The sequence below is a fragment of the Brevinematales bacterium genome, from assembly GCA_026415355.1.
Classification (GTDB): domain Bacteria; phylum Spirochaetota; class Brevinematia; order DTOW01; family DTOW01; genus SKYB106.
Map to the genome: position 1 here is coordinate 73997 of JAOAHF010000009.1, position 16376 is coordinate 90372.

The following is a 16376-nucleotide window of genomic DNA, read 5'->3' on the forward strand; positions in this document are numbered from 1 at the left end:
ATTATACTTCCATTATTTCCTTTTCTTTTGTTTTGGTTAAGCTATCGATTTTTTCGATATACTCATGAGTTATTTTATCGATCTCCTGCTCATATCTTTTTTCGGTATCTTCGCTTATATGAGCGGTTTCTTTTGCTTCTCTTACGTTCTTTAGGTATTTGTGTCTTATATTTCTTATTGCTACTTTAGCTTCTTCTGCTTTTGTGTGTAGAAATTTAATTATTTCCTTCTTTCTCTCTTCTGTTAAGGGTGGGAAATGAACTTTGATGTTGCTTCCATCACTGCTTATGCTTAAACCTAGATTTGATGATATAAGAGACTTTTCAATATTTTTTAATACACTTTTGTCCCAAGGTGATATGACTAAGGTTGATGCATCGCTTACTGATATTGTTGCTAATTGTTTTATAGGTGTTAGATTATTGTAATAATCTACTTTTATGTCTTCTATTATAATTGTACTTGCTCTACCTGTTCTTATCTTCTTGATTTCTTCTTTATAAACATTAAGACTGTCCTCGAAGTGTTTTTTTATTTCTTCTTTTACTTGGTTAAAGTTAAATTCTTTTTTAACCTCTTTGCTATCGTCTTTCCCTTTCATAACCCTTCCTCCTAAAATATAATTTTAATTAAACTAGCTCTACTGCTTCAAATTAACAGATTTTTATACATAGAGTTGAAGTTTATCATAATGTAGGTAATTGTAGGACTTTTAGGTAGAAGTGTTATAGATTTAGCTATCATATGGCTAATGGTGTTATTTTATCTCATTGATCGGGTAATGTTGTAATATGTAAGCTAAGTGTTAATTTGTTAAGAGTTTTAGTGTTTAGGAATAGGTAGTTTTTAAGTTGATTTTTTGTTTATTTGATAATATGTGTTTTATTCGTAAGATACTTAGTTTTATAGTTAAAATTATACTTAAGTATGGAGGGATTTTTATGAAAAATGTTGTTTTGGTTTTCCCTGGACAAGGTTCTCAATCGATTGGAATGGGTAAAGATTTATACGATAAATTTAGTTATGTAAAGGGCCTTTTTGATAAGGCTAGTAGTGTGATAGATGTAGATATGGCGAAGATGATATTTGAAGGTACTGAAGATGAATTGAGAGATACTTACAATGCTCAGCCTAGTATATTTCTTATTTCTGCATCGATGTTAGAGATTATTAGAAGAGAAGGTAAAGATATTAATATTTTAGCTGTTGCGGGACATAGTTTAGGTGAATATTCTGCTCTCTATAGTGCTGGAGTTTTTTCTTTTGAAGATGGTTTGAGGATAGTTAGAAAGAGGGGAGAACTTATGTCAAAAGCAGATCCCGAAGGTAAGGGAGGTATGGCTGCTGTTATTGGTCTTGATCCTGATAAAATCAAGGAAGTATGTGATAACTTAACAAAAGAAGGTTTTTACGTTGAGCCTGTTAACTATAATTCTTTAGATCAAACTGTTATATCGGGATATAAGGAGTCTATATCAAAAGCCGTAGAATTACTCAAATCTGCCGGAGCAAAAAGAGTTGTAGAACTCTCAGTTTCGGGTGCTTTTCATTCGAAACTTATGGAGCAACCCGCAAAAGAGTTTAGAAAGTTTCTTGAAACGTTTAATATTAGTAGTCCATCTATACCTGTGATAGCAAATTATAATGCCGAACCCTATCCGTCTGATAAAGCTAAAATCATTGATATTATGGAAAAACAAATGTACTCACCTGTTTTGTGGACTAGTATAACTCAGAAAATTAAGTCTCTTAATCCAGATGCTATAATCGAAGTAGGGCCAGGTCAAGTCCTAAAGGGGCTTATAAAGAAAACTCTACCCGAAGTTGATATTTTGTCTTTCTCAGTAGAGTTGCTATAAATTGAATTTTCTATTTTTAGATAATTGATTGAAAGTAGATAACAGTAAGAAAATACTTTTAACATAGTTTTTATGGAAATTAATCCGGATTTAGTGAAAGAGAATCTCGAATTACTACTCAGAGAAACTCTTTCACTATTTATGTATCAAGTACCGAAAATAGAGGTAGGTTTAGTATCTTCAAGTGATAGTAATTGTGGTAGAACTTTGGCTAACTACGGGAAGTCTTATTTCCATGAAATACCTAAGTACAAAGATCTGATCTTGAAGGTTGCTGTATATTATGGAAAAACAGAGATCTATTCATTGCCTAAAGAGATTCCATCGTTTTTTGATTTTTTGATGATACAGATAGTAAGGAAATTTGTTGATAGCATAGGTCATTTTAACAATTTCGTTTTTTCAGATAAAGAAGAGATGATTAGAAATATATCAAAAGAATATATCTCTACATTGTTCAGATGGCTTGGATACAAAAGTTTCCCTTTTCAGAAGATATTTTTTTTGTTTAATTCTCTTTCGAGTGAAACTTATGAGGGAAAAAAAATTAATAGTAATATTGTATTTATTCCGGAGAAAATTGGTTTGGATATAGAATTTTCAAGCAAGACAGAGTTGGATAGACAAAATTTTAGGATAATAAGGAAGATCTTGCAAATAGGGCATAACCAGAATTTATTAGTTGTAGCGTATGAGGATAAAATTGTGGGTCTTTCCAAGCCTGAGAATATCAAGAGTACCAAATCTATACTTATTCACATAGTAGACAATTTTTGGGAAGTGTTAATAAGAGATGGGTTTATGAAAAAAGAAAAGTTACCTAAAGATTTAGTTATGAAGATAAAGGAAACTACATTTTTATCTATGATAAAGTTTAGGAATGGTTTTCCAGAACTTCATAAGTCTTCTTTGAATAGACAAAGATTAAGGAGTGCTATAAAGCAGACATTTAAAGATTTAGAAGAGAATAAGATAAAGAAGTTAATTAAGTTAATTTCAGATGTTTCAAAGTTACCACACGGTTTGATAATGATAATAACGACTAGAGAGGTTGCTAAATCTGAGGTTAACAGATTGTCAAATAGAATATTTAAAATAGAACCATTCAGTCTTTTTAATGAAAAAGATGATGTTAAATCGGATATAATATCTTCTATAACATCTATTGATGGAGCAATAATAATAGACACAGATGGTTTGTGTTATGGTATGGGTATAATACTTGATGGTGATGTTTCAATAGCTGAAAAGCCATCTAGGGGATCAAGGTATAACTCTTCAATAAGATATATTGATAGTAGAAATAGGGATGCTATAGCGGTAGTTTTGTCAGAGGATGGAATGCTTGATATTATTACTGCAGAAGATATTAAGAGTAGTGGAGTTGAGGAAATGATAGAAACACTTATAAGTGAGAGTGAGAATATTATTGTTTTATAACTTAAGTAATATTTCTTAAGAACTTAGCATCTTCTTCTGGTATGGATGGGTTTATAAACATACCTGAGCCGAGTTCAAATCCTGCTGATCTTGTAAGTCTGGGTACTACTGTTATGTACCAATGGAAGAATTTATTTTTCCCATATGATATGGGAGATGTTCTAATTATGTAGTTATAGTCTGGATTATTTAACCCTTTGTAAAGTTTGTATAAGAAATCTTTTAATACTCTTGCAAGGTCTTTTATTTCTTCTTCGGTTATATCTCTAAACCTTGATTTGTGATGTTTGGGTAGTATCCAAGAATGGAATGGTGATGATGCTGCGTATAATACCATTGCAATAAAACTATTAGATTCAATTACTATTCTTTCTCCTGATTTTATTTCTTCTTCTATGAGTTTACAGAAAACACATTTCCCATGATCGCTGTAGTATTTAAATGCTTCTTCTACTCTTTGTTTTACGTCTCTAGGTATTATAGGTAATGCTAGTATTTGTGAGTGAGGATGTACTAAAGATGCTCCTGCTTTGTAGCCATGGTTTCTGAATATTACTACGTATTCTATATTTTCTTTTTCAGTTATCGCAGTTTCTCTTTGCTTATAGAATCTTATAATCTTTTCAACTTCCTCGTATGACATTACTGCGGGAGTTGTATTATGAATTGGAGATTCTATAATGACTTCATGTATTCCGTACCCGGAAGTTGATCTAAAAATGTCTTTTTCTTGCCATTCGAATTTGATTTTATCGTTGAGAGCAGGAAACTTGTTGTATACAGATCTTAGTATCCATTTATCATTATCACTAGAGATTCTATCTATTTCAGCATGAGGAAATTTGTCTTCGTTACCAGGACAAAAAGGACAATTTTCATCGTATTCTTTTTCTGATACTAGTTTGGGGCTATTGTCAATAAAATCGTGGGGCCTCTTTGCTCTTTCTTTTGCTATTATTACCCATTCTTTGTAAACTATATTCTGTCTAAGTTCTGACATAGAATTATCTTGATTGTTGATTTTGTTGTTTAGTTTCTTCAAGTAACTCATTGTACATCATTTTAATTCTCTTTCTTTCTCTTAGTAATAACTCGAAGAAGTCTGTCATTCTAGCTTGTTCTATATTTTTTCTCCTTATTGTTTCTTTTGCTAGTATTTGCCATACACTTTCATCGTCAATATCATCAACTGGTTCTATTAGGAATGGCGTGTATTCAATGTCAATACCTTGAATATATGTTACAAAATCTCCTCCTTGTGCTTGAGGCGTTTTATATATAACTATTGATTCAAGTCTGTAGAATGGTATTGATTTAGGGTACAAAGAATCTCTCTTTATTATTTTGAGTCTCTCGTCATCAATGAAATTAGGATTAAACCATACGAGAGTTTTCCATCCTTGGAATAGTAAGTCTCCTAAGAAGTACTCGTGTATGTTGAAATCTCTATCCATAAGCCTTATTGCTAATTGGTATGGATAGTTTCTGCCAGCTACTCTTACTGAAATAGATTTTATTTCATTTACGTTTATTGCTACTCCGTTACCTACATTTATAAACTTACCGTTCTCGTCAAAAACAGGAATACTAAAATTAGGTCTTATTATAGCATATGCTGGCATGTTTCCTTGAGGAAATCTTACTCTAATACCTAAGACACTTCCATATACTTTACTGTCAACCCTTTTTGGATAACTGTTTACCATATTCACTATTGACATATTCTTTGCAGAGCTATTCAGTTCTACTTTCCAGTTTTCTATAAAATATTCCTGTGCACTTACATAAACTTTATAAACGCCATTCTCGTTAGTGTCATAAGTTTCTTTAGGTTGAGGCATATTTCTTAGAAACATTTCATCAGATTTTGAGAAGTCTATAAGTACTTCTTTTATGACTCCATTCAAGTAAGGGACAAATAATACCGAAAAGACTATCACGAAGATTAAATACCTCATTGTTGAACCTCTCTTTTTTATTTTATCGGTTGTTCTAATAAAGCCATTAGCATAAGTACTGTATTTTTGATTATTTATATTTTAGATTCTAATTATATGGGTGCAATTTTAATTGAAAAATCTTTGTTATCCTACTTATAATAAGTTCAGGAGATTAAGATGTTTGGTGTTATAATACTATCGTTAATGGGGATGATATATGGGTTTTTGTCTGCTGGTAATTTTTTTAAAAAGTTGTTTAGGTCGGATTTATTTGAGAGATTTCTTAACAGAGTTGATAGGTTTGACTTAGTCATAGGTTCTTTTGGTATATTTATAGGTTTGTGGAATTTATTTTCTCCAAACTTTGGTTTTAAAACAGGCATAACTGGTGCTGATTTAACGATACTAGGTGCTACTATACCTTCGTTACTCATCATTATGTCAGGTATATCTATATCTTTGCACTATATACTTCAGGTGCTTAATATTGAAAAAGAAAGAAAGGATCAGATTTTGAGAGTGAGAAGTCAATATGGTGATTTAATAGGAATACTTACGTTTATTTTTTCTCTTCTCCATGTAGTAACATATCAGACGATATTACTTTAGAATAGGGATTTTAGGGGATGTAGCTCAGAGGGAGAGCACTGCCTTCGCACGGCAGGGGTCGGGGGTTCAAATCCCCTCATCTCCAATTAGTTTAGTTCCTTGCGATATATTTCCATTACCTTATCTATTATGTCTTTGTCATTAACTGCATCGTGGTTCGGTATTGGTGGTAGTATTTTTATCTCGACCTTTCTGAAAGGTGTTATCAAGAGAGATCCTTTTCTCATTATATCAATTGTTCCTTTTATAACAACTGGTAAGATATCTAATCCTGTATTTTGTGCCATTAATACAAAACCCTTTTTAAATTTCTGTAACTTTCCATCAGATGATCTAGTGCCTTCAGGAAATATGGTAGGACTACCAAAAATGGATTTTGTTTTGCTCTTAACGGTTAAAACTGACTCCTTTAAATTATCTCTAGGAAGAGATATGTATCCCATGGCTTTCATAAACCAACCTATCACGGGTATATTGAATACTGATTCTTTTGATACCCAGGATATTACAAAAGGAATTTTGGCAGATAAAACTATTATATCAAAAGCACTTTGGTGATTTGATATTATAACGTATTTATTGCCCTTTTTAATATTCTCAATTCCTACTACCTTAACAGATGTGAATGTAAGAAATAGTATTATGTTGAAATAGACTTTTTCTGCATAGTGTGCTAACTTTTTCGAAAAAAGACTCAATATTATGCCACTTATTCCAATCACGATGGTTATTGGAACTATGAGTGTGGCTAGGTAAACAAGAAACAAAATTTTTAGTATCACAACCATCGAACTATATAATAATTGCTTTTTTCTCTAGAATTCAAAGAAATTAAGAGTAAAATTTCATCTATAATGATCATAGTTTATTTCAATATCATTTTGCTTGCTCTTTTTCTTTACTATGATTTTAGTATTTTGGTTAAATGAAAATGTATCTTTGAAAATTAAATTACCTGCTTTATCTCTTATAGTGACAATATATTTTCTATCTTTTCTAAGCATTTTACTTATTGGTATCTGAGATGGTTCGTTGTTGTCTATTGATATGTATAAACCTGTAGTTTCTTTTGTTGGTATAAATGATACTTTAACTGCTTTTAATAAGTCAATTATCATATCTTCTGAAATGTTTTTGTTAAGAAATTCTAATTTATCTTTATCTGCTTGTTTTGGGTTTATTTTAATTTCTTCTGAGACTTTCTGAATTGTTTTTTCTAGATTTTGAGTTAATTTATCGATGTTATCGAATTCTTTGCCGGATATCAGAGATTGAATTTTTTGATCTGCTTCTGATTGGTCTTGCTTTGATATGTCTACTTGTTTTCCGGATGAAATTATACTTTCAGAAATCCCTTCTAATACTATAAGTTTTTCTTTCTTTTTTGCTTTTGATGCAATCTCTCCTACCAATCTTGATCGTACTTTTGATATGATCTTTCCGTCAGCAACTACTATTGTAGTTTCTCCTTTACTCTTTGAGTATACTGAAAACTTTGTTCCTCTTACTAATACCAATCCTGTTTCTGTTCTGATCTTTATGTTTTTTTGATCAAGTTTTTTTGCTAGAGAGAGTATAGTTCCGCTTATAAGAGTTATTATATTTTCCTCTTTATTGTCCATAGATAATAAAACACCTGAGAGAGATACTTTGGAGTTTTCCGTAATTTTTATAATTGCGTTTTGACTCATTTGTATTATGCATTCAGAAGATTTACCTACTGTTATAGTGTCTCCTCCTGTTAGAGTATCATTAACTTGTAAATCAATCATATTTTTACCTCTTTTGACTTTTACATCACCTATAACTGTTGTTGCAATAAACTTTATTTTGGTAGGATCACCTATTATTATATCTAAAGAAGGGTCTTGCTTATTGCTTTGGAATAGTATAAACCATCCACTTATAATTACTATTAGAATAACCAAAATAACAACTAGTATTGTTATTACTTTACCTAAAGGAGTATCGGTTAAGGTACTACCAGGTCTTACTTTTTCCATAATTACTATTATACTACGGCATATATGCATTTTCAATGACATAAACTGTAATCAATAACTTCAAAATTAAGTAGGTATGTTTAATACTTTTAGTGTATATGAAGTACTACTTTAGCAAATAACGAGAGAGTAGGTTTTCTGAAAGTATGATCTACGACTGATATAGTAAGAATAGTACTATTCGCTAGACTTCAGTTGAGTTTTGTTGAAAATACGAGTTAATTTTTTTTAAATTCAAAAGTGATTATTGTATGTGGTATTTTATTTCATTTATTTTATTTTTGTTTTCGTGTGCTCCTCCAAAAGAATCGGTAACCAAAGAAGATGTTTTTGTACCTAAGCAACAAATTGTGCTTAGTACTACTAGTGATGGATTAGTTACGGTCAAATCTGATGTTTCAAGAAGAAAAACTCCTTTAAACTGGATTCAAGCTCATTCATCCTATGTCTATTACATAGACATCTCTCCTGATGGGAAATTGATGGTTAGTAGTGGGGCTGATAGATTCATAAAATTGTGGGATATATCGAACCTGCCACAGATAAAGGAGATAAAATCAATAAGAAGGTTATACCAAGCTTTATGGGGGCCTCCTGTAAGGTTTTCGGAAGATGGGAAATATATATTTTCTGGGAGTTTTGATTTTGTTGAAGTTTTTGATAGAGAGTTGAACTTTGTTACAAATCTTAGAATAAGTGATAAAGGAATACAGAGTATTGAAGTTGGTAAAGGTAAGATATTTGCGTCTGATGTTAATGGGGTTATTTACAAGATTTCTTTTGATGGTAAAGCTCTGAATTTGGAGGATAAGCAGAGAATACATTCTGAAGAGGTATGGAAGGTTAAGATAAGTTTTGATGGTAATTACCTTATAACCGCAAGTCTTGATAAAACTTCAAAGGTTTTAGACATTGATACGCTTAAGCATGTAAATACATTAAGAGCCCATTCAGGACCTCTTGAGTTTGTGGATTCTATTGCTGGTAAAACAGCGCTGTTCTCTGCAGATAGTCATATATCAATTTGGGATAGCTCTTATAATCTAAAGTCAAAGATATTTGACGAAGATAGAAAAGACATAATAGTTGGAATTTTTGATAGGACTGCTAAATATGTTATAAGTGGTGGGAAATCTTTTAGAATAAAGATTTGGAACACGGAAAATCTAAAACTTGAGAATACTATCGAATGGCATAGTAATGATATAATGTCATTAAGAATTACTCCGAACAACAACTTTCTGATATCAGGGGATAGAGATGGTAAAATTGCTATTTGGGAGTTTTAGAGAATTTTTCTTTTAGTTTTTCATAAACAATAGAAGGAACCTTATTGCTAACATTTCCCCCTAACATTGCGACTTCTTTTATTATGGATGAACTGACAAACATATTTTCTTCACTTGTCATAAAGAATATTGTTTCCACATTCTTTATCTCCATGTTCATTAGTGCTATCTGTAGTTCGTACTCGAAGTCTGATATTGCTCTTAGTCCCCTTACTATTGCTATTGCTCCAGTGCTTTTTACGAAATCTACCAGTAATCCTTCAAATGATAAGACCTCTATTTTTGGATTATCTTTGAACACGATTTTGGCTATCTCAAGTCTTTCTTCAACACTGAATAAGGGTTCTTTGTGATAAGATATTTTTGGTATTGCTATTATTACTTTGTCGAATATTTTTGTTGCTCTTGTTGCTATATCAACGTGACCGTTTGTGATTGGATCAAATGTACCAGGATAAACTACCACCTTTTCTCTATTCATAATTTTGTACCTGTTGGTCCTATAGTTTAAAAGATATCAAGTCAATATCAAAAATTTGTTTTTTGATGATTGTTTAAGTGCTAAATTTTTAAGTTAGGTATTGATGAATTTTTTATTGAAAATAATCTAGATTTTTATATATTATAAAACAACCTTGGAGGTAGTTTAGAGTATGGTATATATTGCTGTTGATGTCATGGGAACTGAGAGAGGAGTAGGTGAAGCGGTAAAGGGATGTATAAAAGCAAGTCTTTCTAAGGATATAGCAGTTGTCATGGTTGGTAAGGAAGATCTCATAAAGGAAAATCTTAAAAAGTACTCAAAGAGACTTCTTAAAAAGGCTAAGTTTGACATAGTTAATGCTACCGAAGTTATTGAAATGACAGATGAGCCATTTATGGCCAGCAGGAAGAAAAAAGATTCTTCGATAATGGTAGCATTATCTCTTTTGAAAGATGGTAAAGTTGATGGTTTTTTCTCGCCAGGTAATACTGGTGCGGTTGTTATAAGTTCTGTGTTGAAATTAGGTAGAATAGATGGAGTTTCAAAACCAGGACTTGCTACTGTTATACCTTCTATGTATGGATTTAGAGTACTGCTTGATGTTGGAGCTAGTATCGATCTAGAGCCTAGAGATTATGTGATTTTGGGTGCTATGGGTAAAGTTTTTGTGGAGAATGTTTTGAAAATATACAGTCCTAAAATAGGACTCTTAAACATAGGTGAGGAAGATTACAAAGGAACTGAGGTTGTAAAGAAGGCAAGAGAACTAATGATGCAAAAGTTAGGTCAAGATTTTATAGGAAATGTTGAGGGTAATGATATATTCTTAGGTGATGTGGATGTGATAGTGACTGATGGTTTTACTGGCAATATTGTGCTTAAATCTTCAGAAGGTGCAAGCAAAGCTTTATCAAGGCTTATGAAGCAAGAAATAATGTCAAAATGGTATGGGTTTATTTTAGGTGCTCTTATGAAGGTAGCTTTGAAAAAGTTTAAGAGAAAAACAGATGCCAGTGAATATGGTGCTGCCGCTCTTCTTGGTGTTAATGGTAATGTTTTTATAGGTCATGGTGCATCTAATGCAAAAAGCATTAAAAGTGGTATTTTCTACTCAGCATATACTTCAAAACTAAACCTTCAAGAAAAAATTCAGAAAATTATTAGAGATATCGGAGAAATGTAAATGTATCGTAAGATAGTGTTGATAATTTTTGTGTTATTTATTCCATTACCCTTGAATTCTCAAGAAGTTAAAGGTAACAAAAAAATAATAATAGAAGAATCAGTCGTAAGTGTAAAAACACCTTATACATATGACTATACACTAGGACCTAATCAAGCACCTTACACACTATCAAAGGGTATGTTTTGTTTGGATTTTGTAATGTACTCTCAGGGTAGTGTATCAACAAAACTTTATGTTGGGATATGGGACTTCTTTACTATAGGTATATTTGAGGATATACAAGGTGTAATAGGTAGTTCTGATGTTTCATTTAGTATTCCGTTGGCACTTCTGAAAATAAACATAATAAATGAAATAAATGATTTTTCGCTTTCTCTAGCGGTTGATGTATTTTCTTACGGTATTTCAACTAGAGCATTTTCCTCTGATTACTATTCACGAAATTTGTATGGATTACATGTCCCTGCATCGTTTAGGTACAAATCGTTTTTTGATAACTATTCTGATATTGTGTTTGGACTCAAGTTCCCTCTGCTACCTGTAGGTGATGTTAGTTTAATCAATACATCTTTGTTTTTATCAACGTACATAAAGTTTTCAGAGGTTCTTACAGTTTCATTTGGAATTGATAACTTGTTTGTCTCAGCTGAAAGAGTAACAAATTCATCTATATTCTCGGAAATCAAATTTTCGCCTATTCGTTCGCTTGGAATATCGCTAATTATGAATTATTCTTTTATACCAAGTTTTGAAAGGATGATAAGAATACAGTATTTGGATACTCTCTTTTAGAGTCTTTTAGAGCTATAGTTATTGCTGTTCGTTTTTATGGATACAGTTTTTTATTTTCTTGTCCATGCCTGATATGTGTGATTTGAGCCATTCTACTAAGAGATTTTGTGATTTTTGGATTATTTCTGAGCTTATACCTTTGCTTTTGAGATCGAATTTTAGTTTATTTGCTTCTATAATGAAGAATTGATGCTGTACTTTTTGTAGGTTCAGTATCGGACAATTGTGTTGTTCCATGATTTTCTCTTCTTCAGAGAAATGGAAATTAGCATATTCTATCATGTACTCAAAAATCATATTTAGTTCTGAAGATAGTGTTGCTTTATCTGTACTCTCTATCTTCGCAAGAAACTTATTGATTCTATCGATTAGTTCTTTGTGCTGATTATCAATAGTTTCTACTCCAACTATAAGATCTGGGGTTAAAGTGAATTTTTCCATGGTGTCCTCCAAATCTGTCTACAATTATAAATAATATAAACTGATTTTGTGATTGATTAAAATCTCAAATTTGTTTTGCTATTATATAATCTACGTGTTTACAGAGTAATTTACAACTACTAAAGGTTGGTGTAGCATAGTTTTTGTTTTCGATTTCGTTAGTTGTTTTCAGTAAGTTGAAATATAGCGATAGTGTTTTGTATAATTTAGTAGCAGTTATGCGGGAATAGCTCAGTTGGTAGAGCGCTTCCTTGCCAAGGAAGAGGTCGCGGGTTCAAGTCCCGTTTCCCGCTCATAATGGCTGAGATAGGTAAGTTACTCATATTTGTGGGTATCACTATATTTCTTATAGGTGTTGTTTTTTTAGTTTTACCTAAAGTTGATTTTAGGGGGCTTCCAGGTGATATATACATCAAAAAGGATAACTTCGTATTCTTTTTTCCCATTGTTACAAGCATAGTGATCAGTATACTATTAACTGTTGTTTTATCAATCATATTTGCCATATTCGGTAAAAAAGGTAATTGATGTTTGTGTAATTATTTTAGTGACTGTCTTTAGATTTTAAATTCTTCTACTGAAATTCCTCTTATGTCTGTATTCTTGATGCTATCAAATATGTTGGTAATTTGATTAAGTTCTTCTTGAGTCTTAACCATTTTGGGAAATACAAATGCTATATGTTGGTCAAATTTATTTTTGGTAGCATACTCAATGTATTCTTTGTAGAAGTTATACAATGCTCTTCTTGAAACAGAGTACCAGAAGTACTTTTCTACGTAAGGCGACTGGATGCTAGTGTCAAGAAACTGTATTATAACTCCTCCTGAGACTTTGGGAAGGATTTCTCTGAGAAGCAAAACTTGGTTTGAAAAGTTAATTGATATTGTCTTTTGAACTATACTAAAGTCACAATCAAATCTACTCTCCTCGAAAAGAGATAAAAGGTTTATAAAAACATCAATTTTGCTGGGAAGTAAGGTAACAAAGTTTTTGATGTTATCCATATCTAGTAAGTCTAACCTTACTTGTTTGACAAATATACTTTTGGGTATACTTTCTGTTTTGATAGGGTTGTTATTGTAATGTAGATATAATTCTTTAGTATTTTCTAGTATGTTTTTGTTGATTATTTTGTCTGTTATGAATTTTCCTATTTTTCCTGAAGCGCCTAGGATAAGAACTTTCATCTTAATCTTTATGTCTTAGAGTAGGGAATAGTATTACTTCTCTTATGGAGTGAGAATTTGTTAGTATCATGATAAGCCTATCTATTCCTATTCCCTCTCCTGCAGTAGGTGGTAATCCATATTCAAGAGCAGTTATAAAGTCTTCGTCTAGCATAAGCGCTTCTTCGTCTCCTTCCTCTCTTCTTTTAAGTTGTTCTTCAAATCTGATTCTTTGTTCGATTGGATCATTTAACTCTGTGTAGGCATTTGCGACTTCAAATCCTCCTATAAAGAGTTCAAATCTCTCGACAAGTTCACTATCGTTTCTATGGGTTTTTGCAAGCGGTGAAAGTATTTTTGGAAAGTCTATTACAAATGTTGGGTCTATAAACTTCTTGTCCGAAAAATGGTCGAATATCTTTTCTATTACCTTTGGATGCGTAAGTTTACTTTCGTTTATTCCTATTTCTTTTGCATATTCTCTAGCCTTTCTTTCGTCTAGAAAGAAACTTCTTTCCTTTCCGGTGTGTTCCTCTAGGAATTCAAAATATCTTATTTTCTTGTAGGGTGGTTCAAAATTTATTTCATGGTTTTCAAAATTGACTTTATAACTTCCGTTTATTTCGTATACAAGCCAACTAAGTAATTCTTCTGTAAATTTGATTAAATCATTGTAATCCCAGTAAGCTACGTAAAACTCCATCATAGTAAATTCTGGGTTGTGGTGTATGTCTATTCCTTCATTTCTAAAATTTTTACCGATTTCATAGACTCTTTCAAATCCGCCTACGATTAACTTCTTTAGAAAGAGTTCAGGGGCAATTCTCAAGTAAAGGTTTTCGCCTAGAGCATTATGATATGTAATAAATGGTTTTGCTGTAGCTCCACTTGCTATATGATGTAGTATAGGAGTTTCAACTTCAAAAAAACCTCTTGAATTGAAAAACTCTCTTATTTTATTTATTACCTTGGTTCTTTTTATGAATATTTCTCCAACTTCTGTATTTGCTATCAAATCTAGGTATCTGTGTCTGTACCTTACCTCAGGATCCTTTATACCATGCCATTTTTCTGGCATTTCATTTAGGCATTTTGAAAGAATTTCAAAATCTTCAACTTCAACTGTAAGTTCTCCAGTTTTTGTTCTGAATAGTTTACCTTTAGCACCTATTATGTCTCCGACATCAATAAAATCCTTAAAAAGTGTGAATTTCTCATCTCCAACTATATCTTTCTTGATGTATATCTGTATTTTACCTTCTATGTCTTTTATGTGAGCAAAAATTGCCTTACCCTGATCTCTTAATGTTATGATTCTTCCAGCAACTGATACGTGTTCATACTTTGGATCGAGATCAAACAGAGAAACAATATCTTTGAGAGGTTTTGATACTGTTATATCAACATTGGGATTATATAGTATAGATAAGGTGTTATTAACTCTTTTAAGGTTACCTTTTAAAAAAACATTATCTCCTTCTTTTTTATTGATGAATTCGTCCTTATACTGTGATGATATATAACAAATTATATTTGTTGTTTCATCTTCCACTCTTAGCATAATACCGTTGTCAGTATTTGAAATTCTTTTTATCTTACCTTTTACGGCAACTGGTAAGTCTTTAGTATCGAGTTCATATTTTTGTCTTATAGCATTTATTTTATCTGTTACTTCAAAATTGTAAGGGTAAGGATTAACATTGGCTTCTTTGAGTCTTTTTATCTTATCAATTCTTATTTTTTTTATCTCTTCGTTCATAGATAAACTCCTAAACAAAGCACTAAATTTTAAAACAATAGGTTAACCAAGATCAAAAATGACATCTACTTCTTAATAAATTCCAAAATTTGAGAGTTATTTGGGTATAGTTAATACTTTTAGTGTATATCAAGTGTTGCTCTAGCAAATAACTACAAGTTTGTTTTCATATGCGCATAATACTCCACCAGAAACTGAAATAGAAATAGGTTTTTTGGATATTTCAACATAGGAGTCTGGCGACACAACCTGAGGAAGAAGGAGATACCTTGTTAAGTGAATGGCGAGACCAGGTAGTAGAACACACTCACCCTCTCAAAAACATACCTTGCTTTCCGTGATAGAGGGAGTGTGTTGAGAGTATGAGGCATACTCTTGCGAAGTTGTAGATATAGGAAGAAGGATAGGAGCAAATTCATGGCAATAATCTGGAGAATAGCGAAGTTGAATGTAGAGGTGGGGTTGTGCGACCTCAATCTCTTTGTATTCATTATCAGATTACTCTCTCTAAAGCTTATCTCTATACCCCACCTCTCTATCGCCATCTCTCTTAATCTCTGTGGTTCAACACCTGTCTGTGTTGAGAGGATGTAATACTCCTCCTCTGCATCCCCACACCTCTCAATAACCTTCCCTACCTCAACTTCCATACCCAAGTTCTCATCCTCAACACCATCAACAACCACTATCTTATAACTCCTACCTCTCTTAGCATCATACCCCTCAACGACCTTACACCTATCACAAGCGATCTCTGGGAATTCCTCAAGAACTTTAACATACCACTCCAGCTTCTTAAAGACCTCAAGTCTCTGCTCTTTGCTCTTTATCAAGACCTTCTTCCTGGTCTTCCTTATGAATGTTCTCGCATAATACAACCCATCCAACTCATACTGCACCAACTCTTCAAACTCCTTATCAACCTTCTCTACAATCTCCTTCGCTCCCTCAAGTTCCTTCCCCCTTCCTTCACACATCACAGCACTCAGGATTATCTCATACCCGCCAAGGTTAGTAGAACAGCAGGTTATATACACCTTACCCATCACAGTTCCGTCTATTCTGCCTCTTTGAGGAGTTACACCGAAGGAACTGAAGAAGGAGAGTATCGCCTTTGAGGATAGTGTGAGTAGGTTTATCATCTTGTGGGGATCAATTCTTTTGAGTATATTTTCTATAGTCTGATCTTCTATTATCTTTCTCTCACCGTTTCTCTCAAGGGCTCTCTTGCTATCCTTTCCTGATATCAACCCAACGATTATGTGTTGTATAAGTTTTTGTATTGGAATCTTTCCTTTCTTCTTCCTCGGGTCTTTAATGTTAATAAGTCGCCAGACTCCTATGTTCTCTAGATACCTGTTAAGGTATTTCACAATTTTCTTGTCCTCTTGTATATGTTGCATAT

The 16376-nt window shown here is 32.4% G+C and carries 17 protein-coding genes and 2 tRNA genes; 9 read left to right on the forward strand and 10 right to left on the reverse strand.

Annotation, left to right across the window (positions count from 1 at the left end):
- Position 1: 1 nt before the first annotated feature.
- On the reverse strand, positions 2 to 601 hold the full coding sequence (gene frr, locus N2712_04765; protein MCX8029292.1) for a ribosome recycling factor: 600 nt from the start codon (positions 599 to 601) through the stop codon (positions 2 to 4).
- 340 nt (positions 602 to 941) lie between these two features.
- On the opposite strand from frr, the gene fabD reads away from it, so the two are divergent.
- Positions 942 to 1859, forward strand: coding sequence for an ACP S-malonyltransferase (fabD, locus tag N2712_04770; GenBank protein ID MCX8029293.1), 918 nt, complete (start codon positions 942 to 944; stop codon positions 1857 to 1859).
- Between the two features lie 72 nt (positions 1860 to 1931).
- On the forward strand, positions 1932 to 3299 hold the full coding sequence (locus N2712_04775; protein ID MCX8029294.1) for a hypothetical protein: 1368 nt from the start codon (positions 1932 to 1934) through the stop codon (positions 3297 to 3299).
- Position 3300: 1 nt separating this feature from the next.
- Here N2712_04775 and galT read toward each other — a convergent pair whose 3' ends face one another.
- Complete coding sequence (galT, locus tag N2712_04780) at positions 3301 to 4350, reverse strand: galactose-1-phosphate uridylyltransferase (protein MCX8029295.1); 1050 nt, start codon at positions 4348 to 4350, stop codon at positions 3301 to 3303.
- A complete protein-coding gene (locus N2712_04785) occupies positions 4304 to 5257 on the reverse strand; it encodes a flagellar filament outer layer protein FlaA (protein MCX8029296.1) in 954 nt (317 codons plus the stop codon). Before N2712_04785 ends, galT begins: the two co-directional genes overlap by 47 nt.
- A 159-nt stretch (positions 5258 to 5416) precedes the next feature.
- Here N2712_04785 and N2712_04790 point away from each other — a divergent pair, with 159 nt between their 5' ends.
- Both N2712_04790 and N2712_04795 read left to right on the forward strand, forming a co-directional pair.
- Positions 5417 to 5848, forward strand: a complete 432-nt coding sequence (locus N2712_04790; GenBank protein ID MCX8029297.1) for a hypothetical protein — start codon at positions 5417 to 5419, stop codon at positions 5846 to 5848.
- 13 nt (positions 5849 to 5861) lie between these two features.
- Positions 5862 to 5933 (forward strand) — tRNA-Ala (locus tag N2712_04795).
- A gap of 1 nt (position 5934) precedes the next feature.
- Here N2712_04795 and N2712_04800 read toward each other — a convergent pair.
- The gene (locus N2712_04800; GenBank protein ID MCX8029298.1) at positions 5935 to 6636 is read right to left on the reverse strand and encodes a 1-acyl-sn-glycerol-3-phosphate acyltransferase; all 702 of its coding nucleotides are present in this window, start codon (positions 6634 to 6636) and stop codon (positions 5935 to 5937) included.
- Between the two features lie 57 nt (positions 6637 to 6693).
- Entirely contained in the window at positions 6694 to 7851 is a 1158-nt protein-coding gene (locus tag N2712_04805) for a FecR family protein (GenBank protein MCX8029299.1), read from the reverse strand.
- 251 nt (positions 7852 to 8102) lie between these two features.
- Here N2712_04805 and N2712_04810 point away from each other — a divergent pair, with 251 nt between their 5' ends.
- Positions 8103 to 9140 carry a hypothetical protein gene (locus tag N2712_04810; protein ID MCX8029300.1) on the forward strand — a complete coding sequence of 346 codons (1038 nt, stop codon included), beginning with the start codon at positions 8103 to 8105 and terminating at the stop codon, positions 9138 to 9140.
- On the opposite strand, the gene coaD is transcribed toward N2712_04810, so the two are convergent.
- On the reverse strand, positions 9124 to 9621 hold the full coding sequence (gene coaD, locus N2712_04815; protein MCX8029301.1) for a pantetheine-phosphate adenylyltransferase: 498 nt from the start codon (positions 9619 to 9621) through the stop codon (positions 9124 to 9126). The two genes, N2712_04810 and coaD, sit on opposite strands and share 17 nt — an antisense overlap.
- Positions 9622 to 9793: 172 nt before the next feature.
- Between coaD and plsX the strand changes: the two genes are divergently transcribed.
- Positions 9794 to 10807: a phosphate acyltransferase PlsX gene (plsX, locus tag N2712_04820; protein MCX8029302.1), complete on the forward strand. Its 1014-nt coding sequence runs from the start codon at positions 9794 to 9796 to the stop codon at positions 10805 to 10807.
- Positions 10808 to 11602: a hypothetical protein gene (locus tag N2712_04825; GenBank protein MCX8029303.1), complete on the forward strand. Its 795-nt coding sequence runs from the start codon at positions 10808 to 10810 to the stop codon at positions 11600 to 11602.
- Positions 11603 to 11620: 18 nt separating this feature from the next.
- Here the strand turns inward: N2712_04825 and N2712_04830 are convergent, their stop codons facing one another.
- Positions 11621 to 12043 (reverse strand): bacteriohemerythrin, encoded by a 423-nt coding sequence (locus tag N2712_04830; GenBank protein ID MCX8029304.1) that lies wholly within the window; start codon positions 12041 to 12043, stop codon positions 11621 to 11623.
- Positions 12044 to 12263: 220 nt separating this feature from the next.
- Here N2712_04830 and N2712_04835 point away from each other — a divergent pair.
- Together N2712_04835 and N2712_04840 are read left to right on the forward strand one after the other, a co-directional pair.
- Positions 12264 to 12336, forward strand: a tRNA-Gly gene (locus N2712_04835).
- A 4-nt stretch (positions 12337 to 12340) separates the two neighbouring features.
- Entirely contained in the window at positions 12341 to 12571 is a 231-nt protein-coding gene (locus N2712_04840; protein ID MCX8029305.1) for a DUF2905 domain-containing protein, read from the forward strand.
- Between the two features lie 29 nt (positions 12572 to 12600).
- Here the strand turns inward: N2712_04840 and N2712_04845 are convergent, their stop codons facing one another.
- The 3 genes from N2712_04845 to N2712_04855 form a co-directional block, all read right to left on the reverse strand.
- The gene (locus N2712_04845; GenBank protein ID MCX8029306.1) at positions 12601 to 13233 is read right to left on the reverse strand and encodes a hypothetical protein; all 633 of its coding nucleotides are present in this window, start codon (positions 13231 to 13233) and stop codon (positions 12601 to 12603) included.
- Position 13234: 1 nt separating this feature from the next.
- Complete coding sequence (gene lysS / locus N2712_04850) at positions 13235 to 14971, reverse strand: lysine--tRNA ligase (protein ID MCX8029307.1); 1737 nt, start codon at positions 14969 to 14971, stop codon at positions 13235 to 13237.
- 272 nt (positions 14972 to 15243) lie between these two features.
- Positions 15244 to 16376 (reverse strand): hypothetical protein (locus N2712_04855; protein ID MCX8029308.1); only part of this gene is annotated, 1133 nt, incomplete at its 5' end.

Excerpts from the sequence above, each read along its gene's own strand:
- frr (MCX8029292.1), bottom strand. The coding sequence starts at position 601 with ATGAAAGGGAAAGACGATAGCAAAGAGGTTAAAAAAGAATTTAACTTT.
- fabD (MCX8029293.1), top strand. The coding sequence starts at position 942 with ATGAAAAATGTTGTTTTGGTTTTCCCTGGACAAGGTTCTCAATCGATT.
- N2712_04775 (MCX8029294.1), top strand. The coding sequence starts at position 1,932 with ATGGAAATTAATCCGGATTTAGTGAAAGAGAATCTCGAATTACTACTC.
- galT (MCX8029295.1), bottom strand. The coding sequence starts at position 4,350 with ATGAGTTACTTGAAGAAACTAAACAACAAAATCAACAATCAAGATAAT.
- N2712_04785 (MCX8029296.1), bottom strand. The coding sequence starts at position 5,257 with ATGAGGTATTTAATCTTCGTGATAGTCTTTTCGGTATTATTTGTCCCT.
- N2712_04790 (MCX8029297.1), top strand. The coding sequence starts at position 5,417 with ATGTTTGGTGTTATAATACTATCGTTAATGGGGATGATATATGGGTTT.
- N2712_04800 (MCX8029298.1), bottom strand. The coding sequence starts at position 6,636 with ATGGTTGTGATACTAAAAATTTTGTTTCTTGTTTACCTAGCCACACTC.
- N2712_04805 (MCX8029299.1), bottom strand. The coding sequence starts at position 7,851 with ATGGAAAAAGTAAGACCTGGTAGTACCTTAACCGATACTCCTTTAGGT.
- N2712_04810 (MCX8029300.1), top strand. The coding sequence starts at position 8,103 with ATGTGGTATTTTATTTCATTTATTTTATTTTTGTTTTCGTGTGCTCCT.
- coaD (MCX8029301.1), bottom strand. The coding sequence starts at position 9,621 with ATGAATAGAGAAAAGGTGGTAGTTTATCCTGGTACATTTGATCCAATC.
- plsX (MCX8029302.1), top strand. The coding sequence starts at position 9,794 with ATGGTATATATTGCTGTTGATGTCATGGGAACTGAGAGAGGAGTAGGT.
- N2712_04825 (MCX8029303.1), top strand. The coding sequence starts at position 10,808 with ATGTATCGTAAGATAGTGTTGATAATTTTTGTGTTATTTATTCCATTA.
- N2712_04830 (MCX8029304.1), bottom strand. The coding sequence starts at position 12,043 with ATGGAAAAATTCACTTTAACCCCAGATCTTATAGTTGGAGTAGAAACT.
- N2712_04840 (MCX8029305.1), top strand. The coding sequence starts at position 12,341 with ATGGCTGAGATAGGTAAGTTACTCATATTTGTGGGTATCACTATATTT.
- N2712_04845 (MCX8029306.1), bottom strand. The coding sequence starts at position 13,233 with ATGAAAGTTCTTATCCTAGGCGCTTCAGGAAAAATAGGAAAATTCATA.
- lysS (MCX8029307.1), bottom strand. The coding sequence starts at position 14,971 with ATGAACGAAGAGATAAAAAAAATAAGAATTGATAAGATAAAAAGACTC.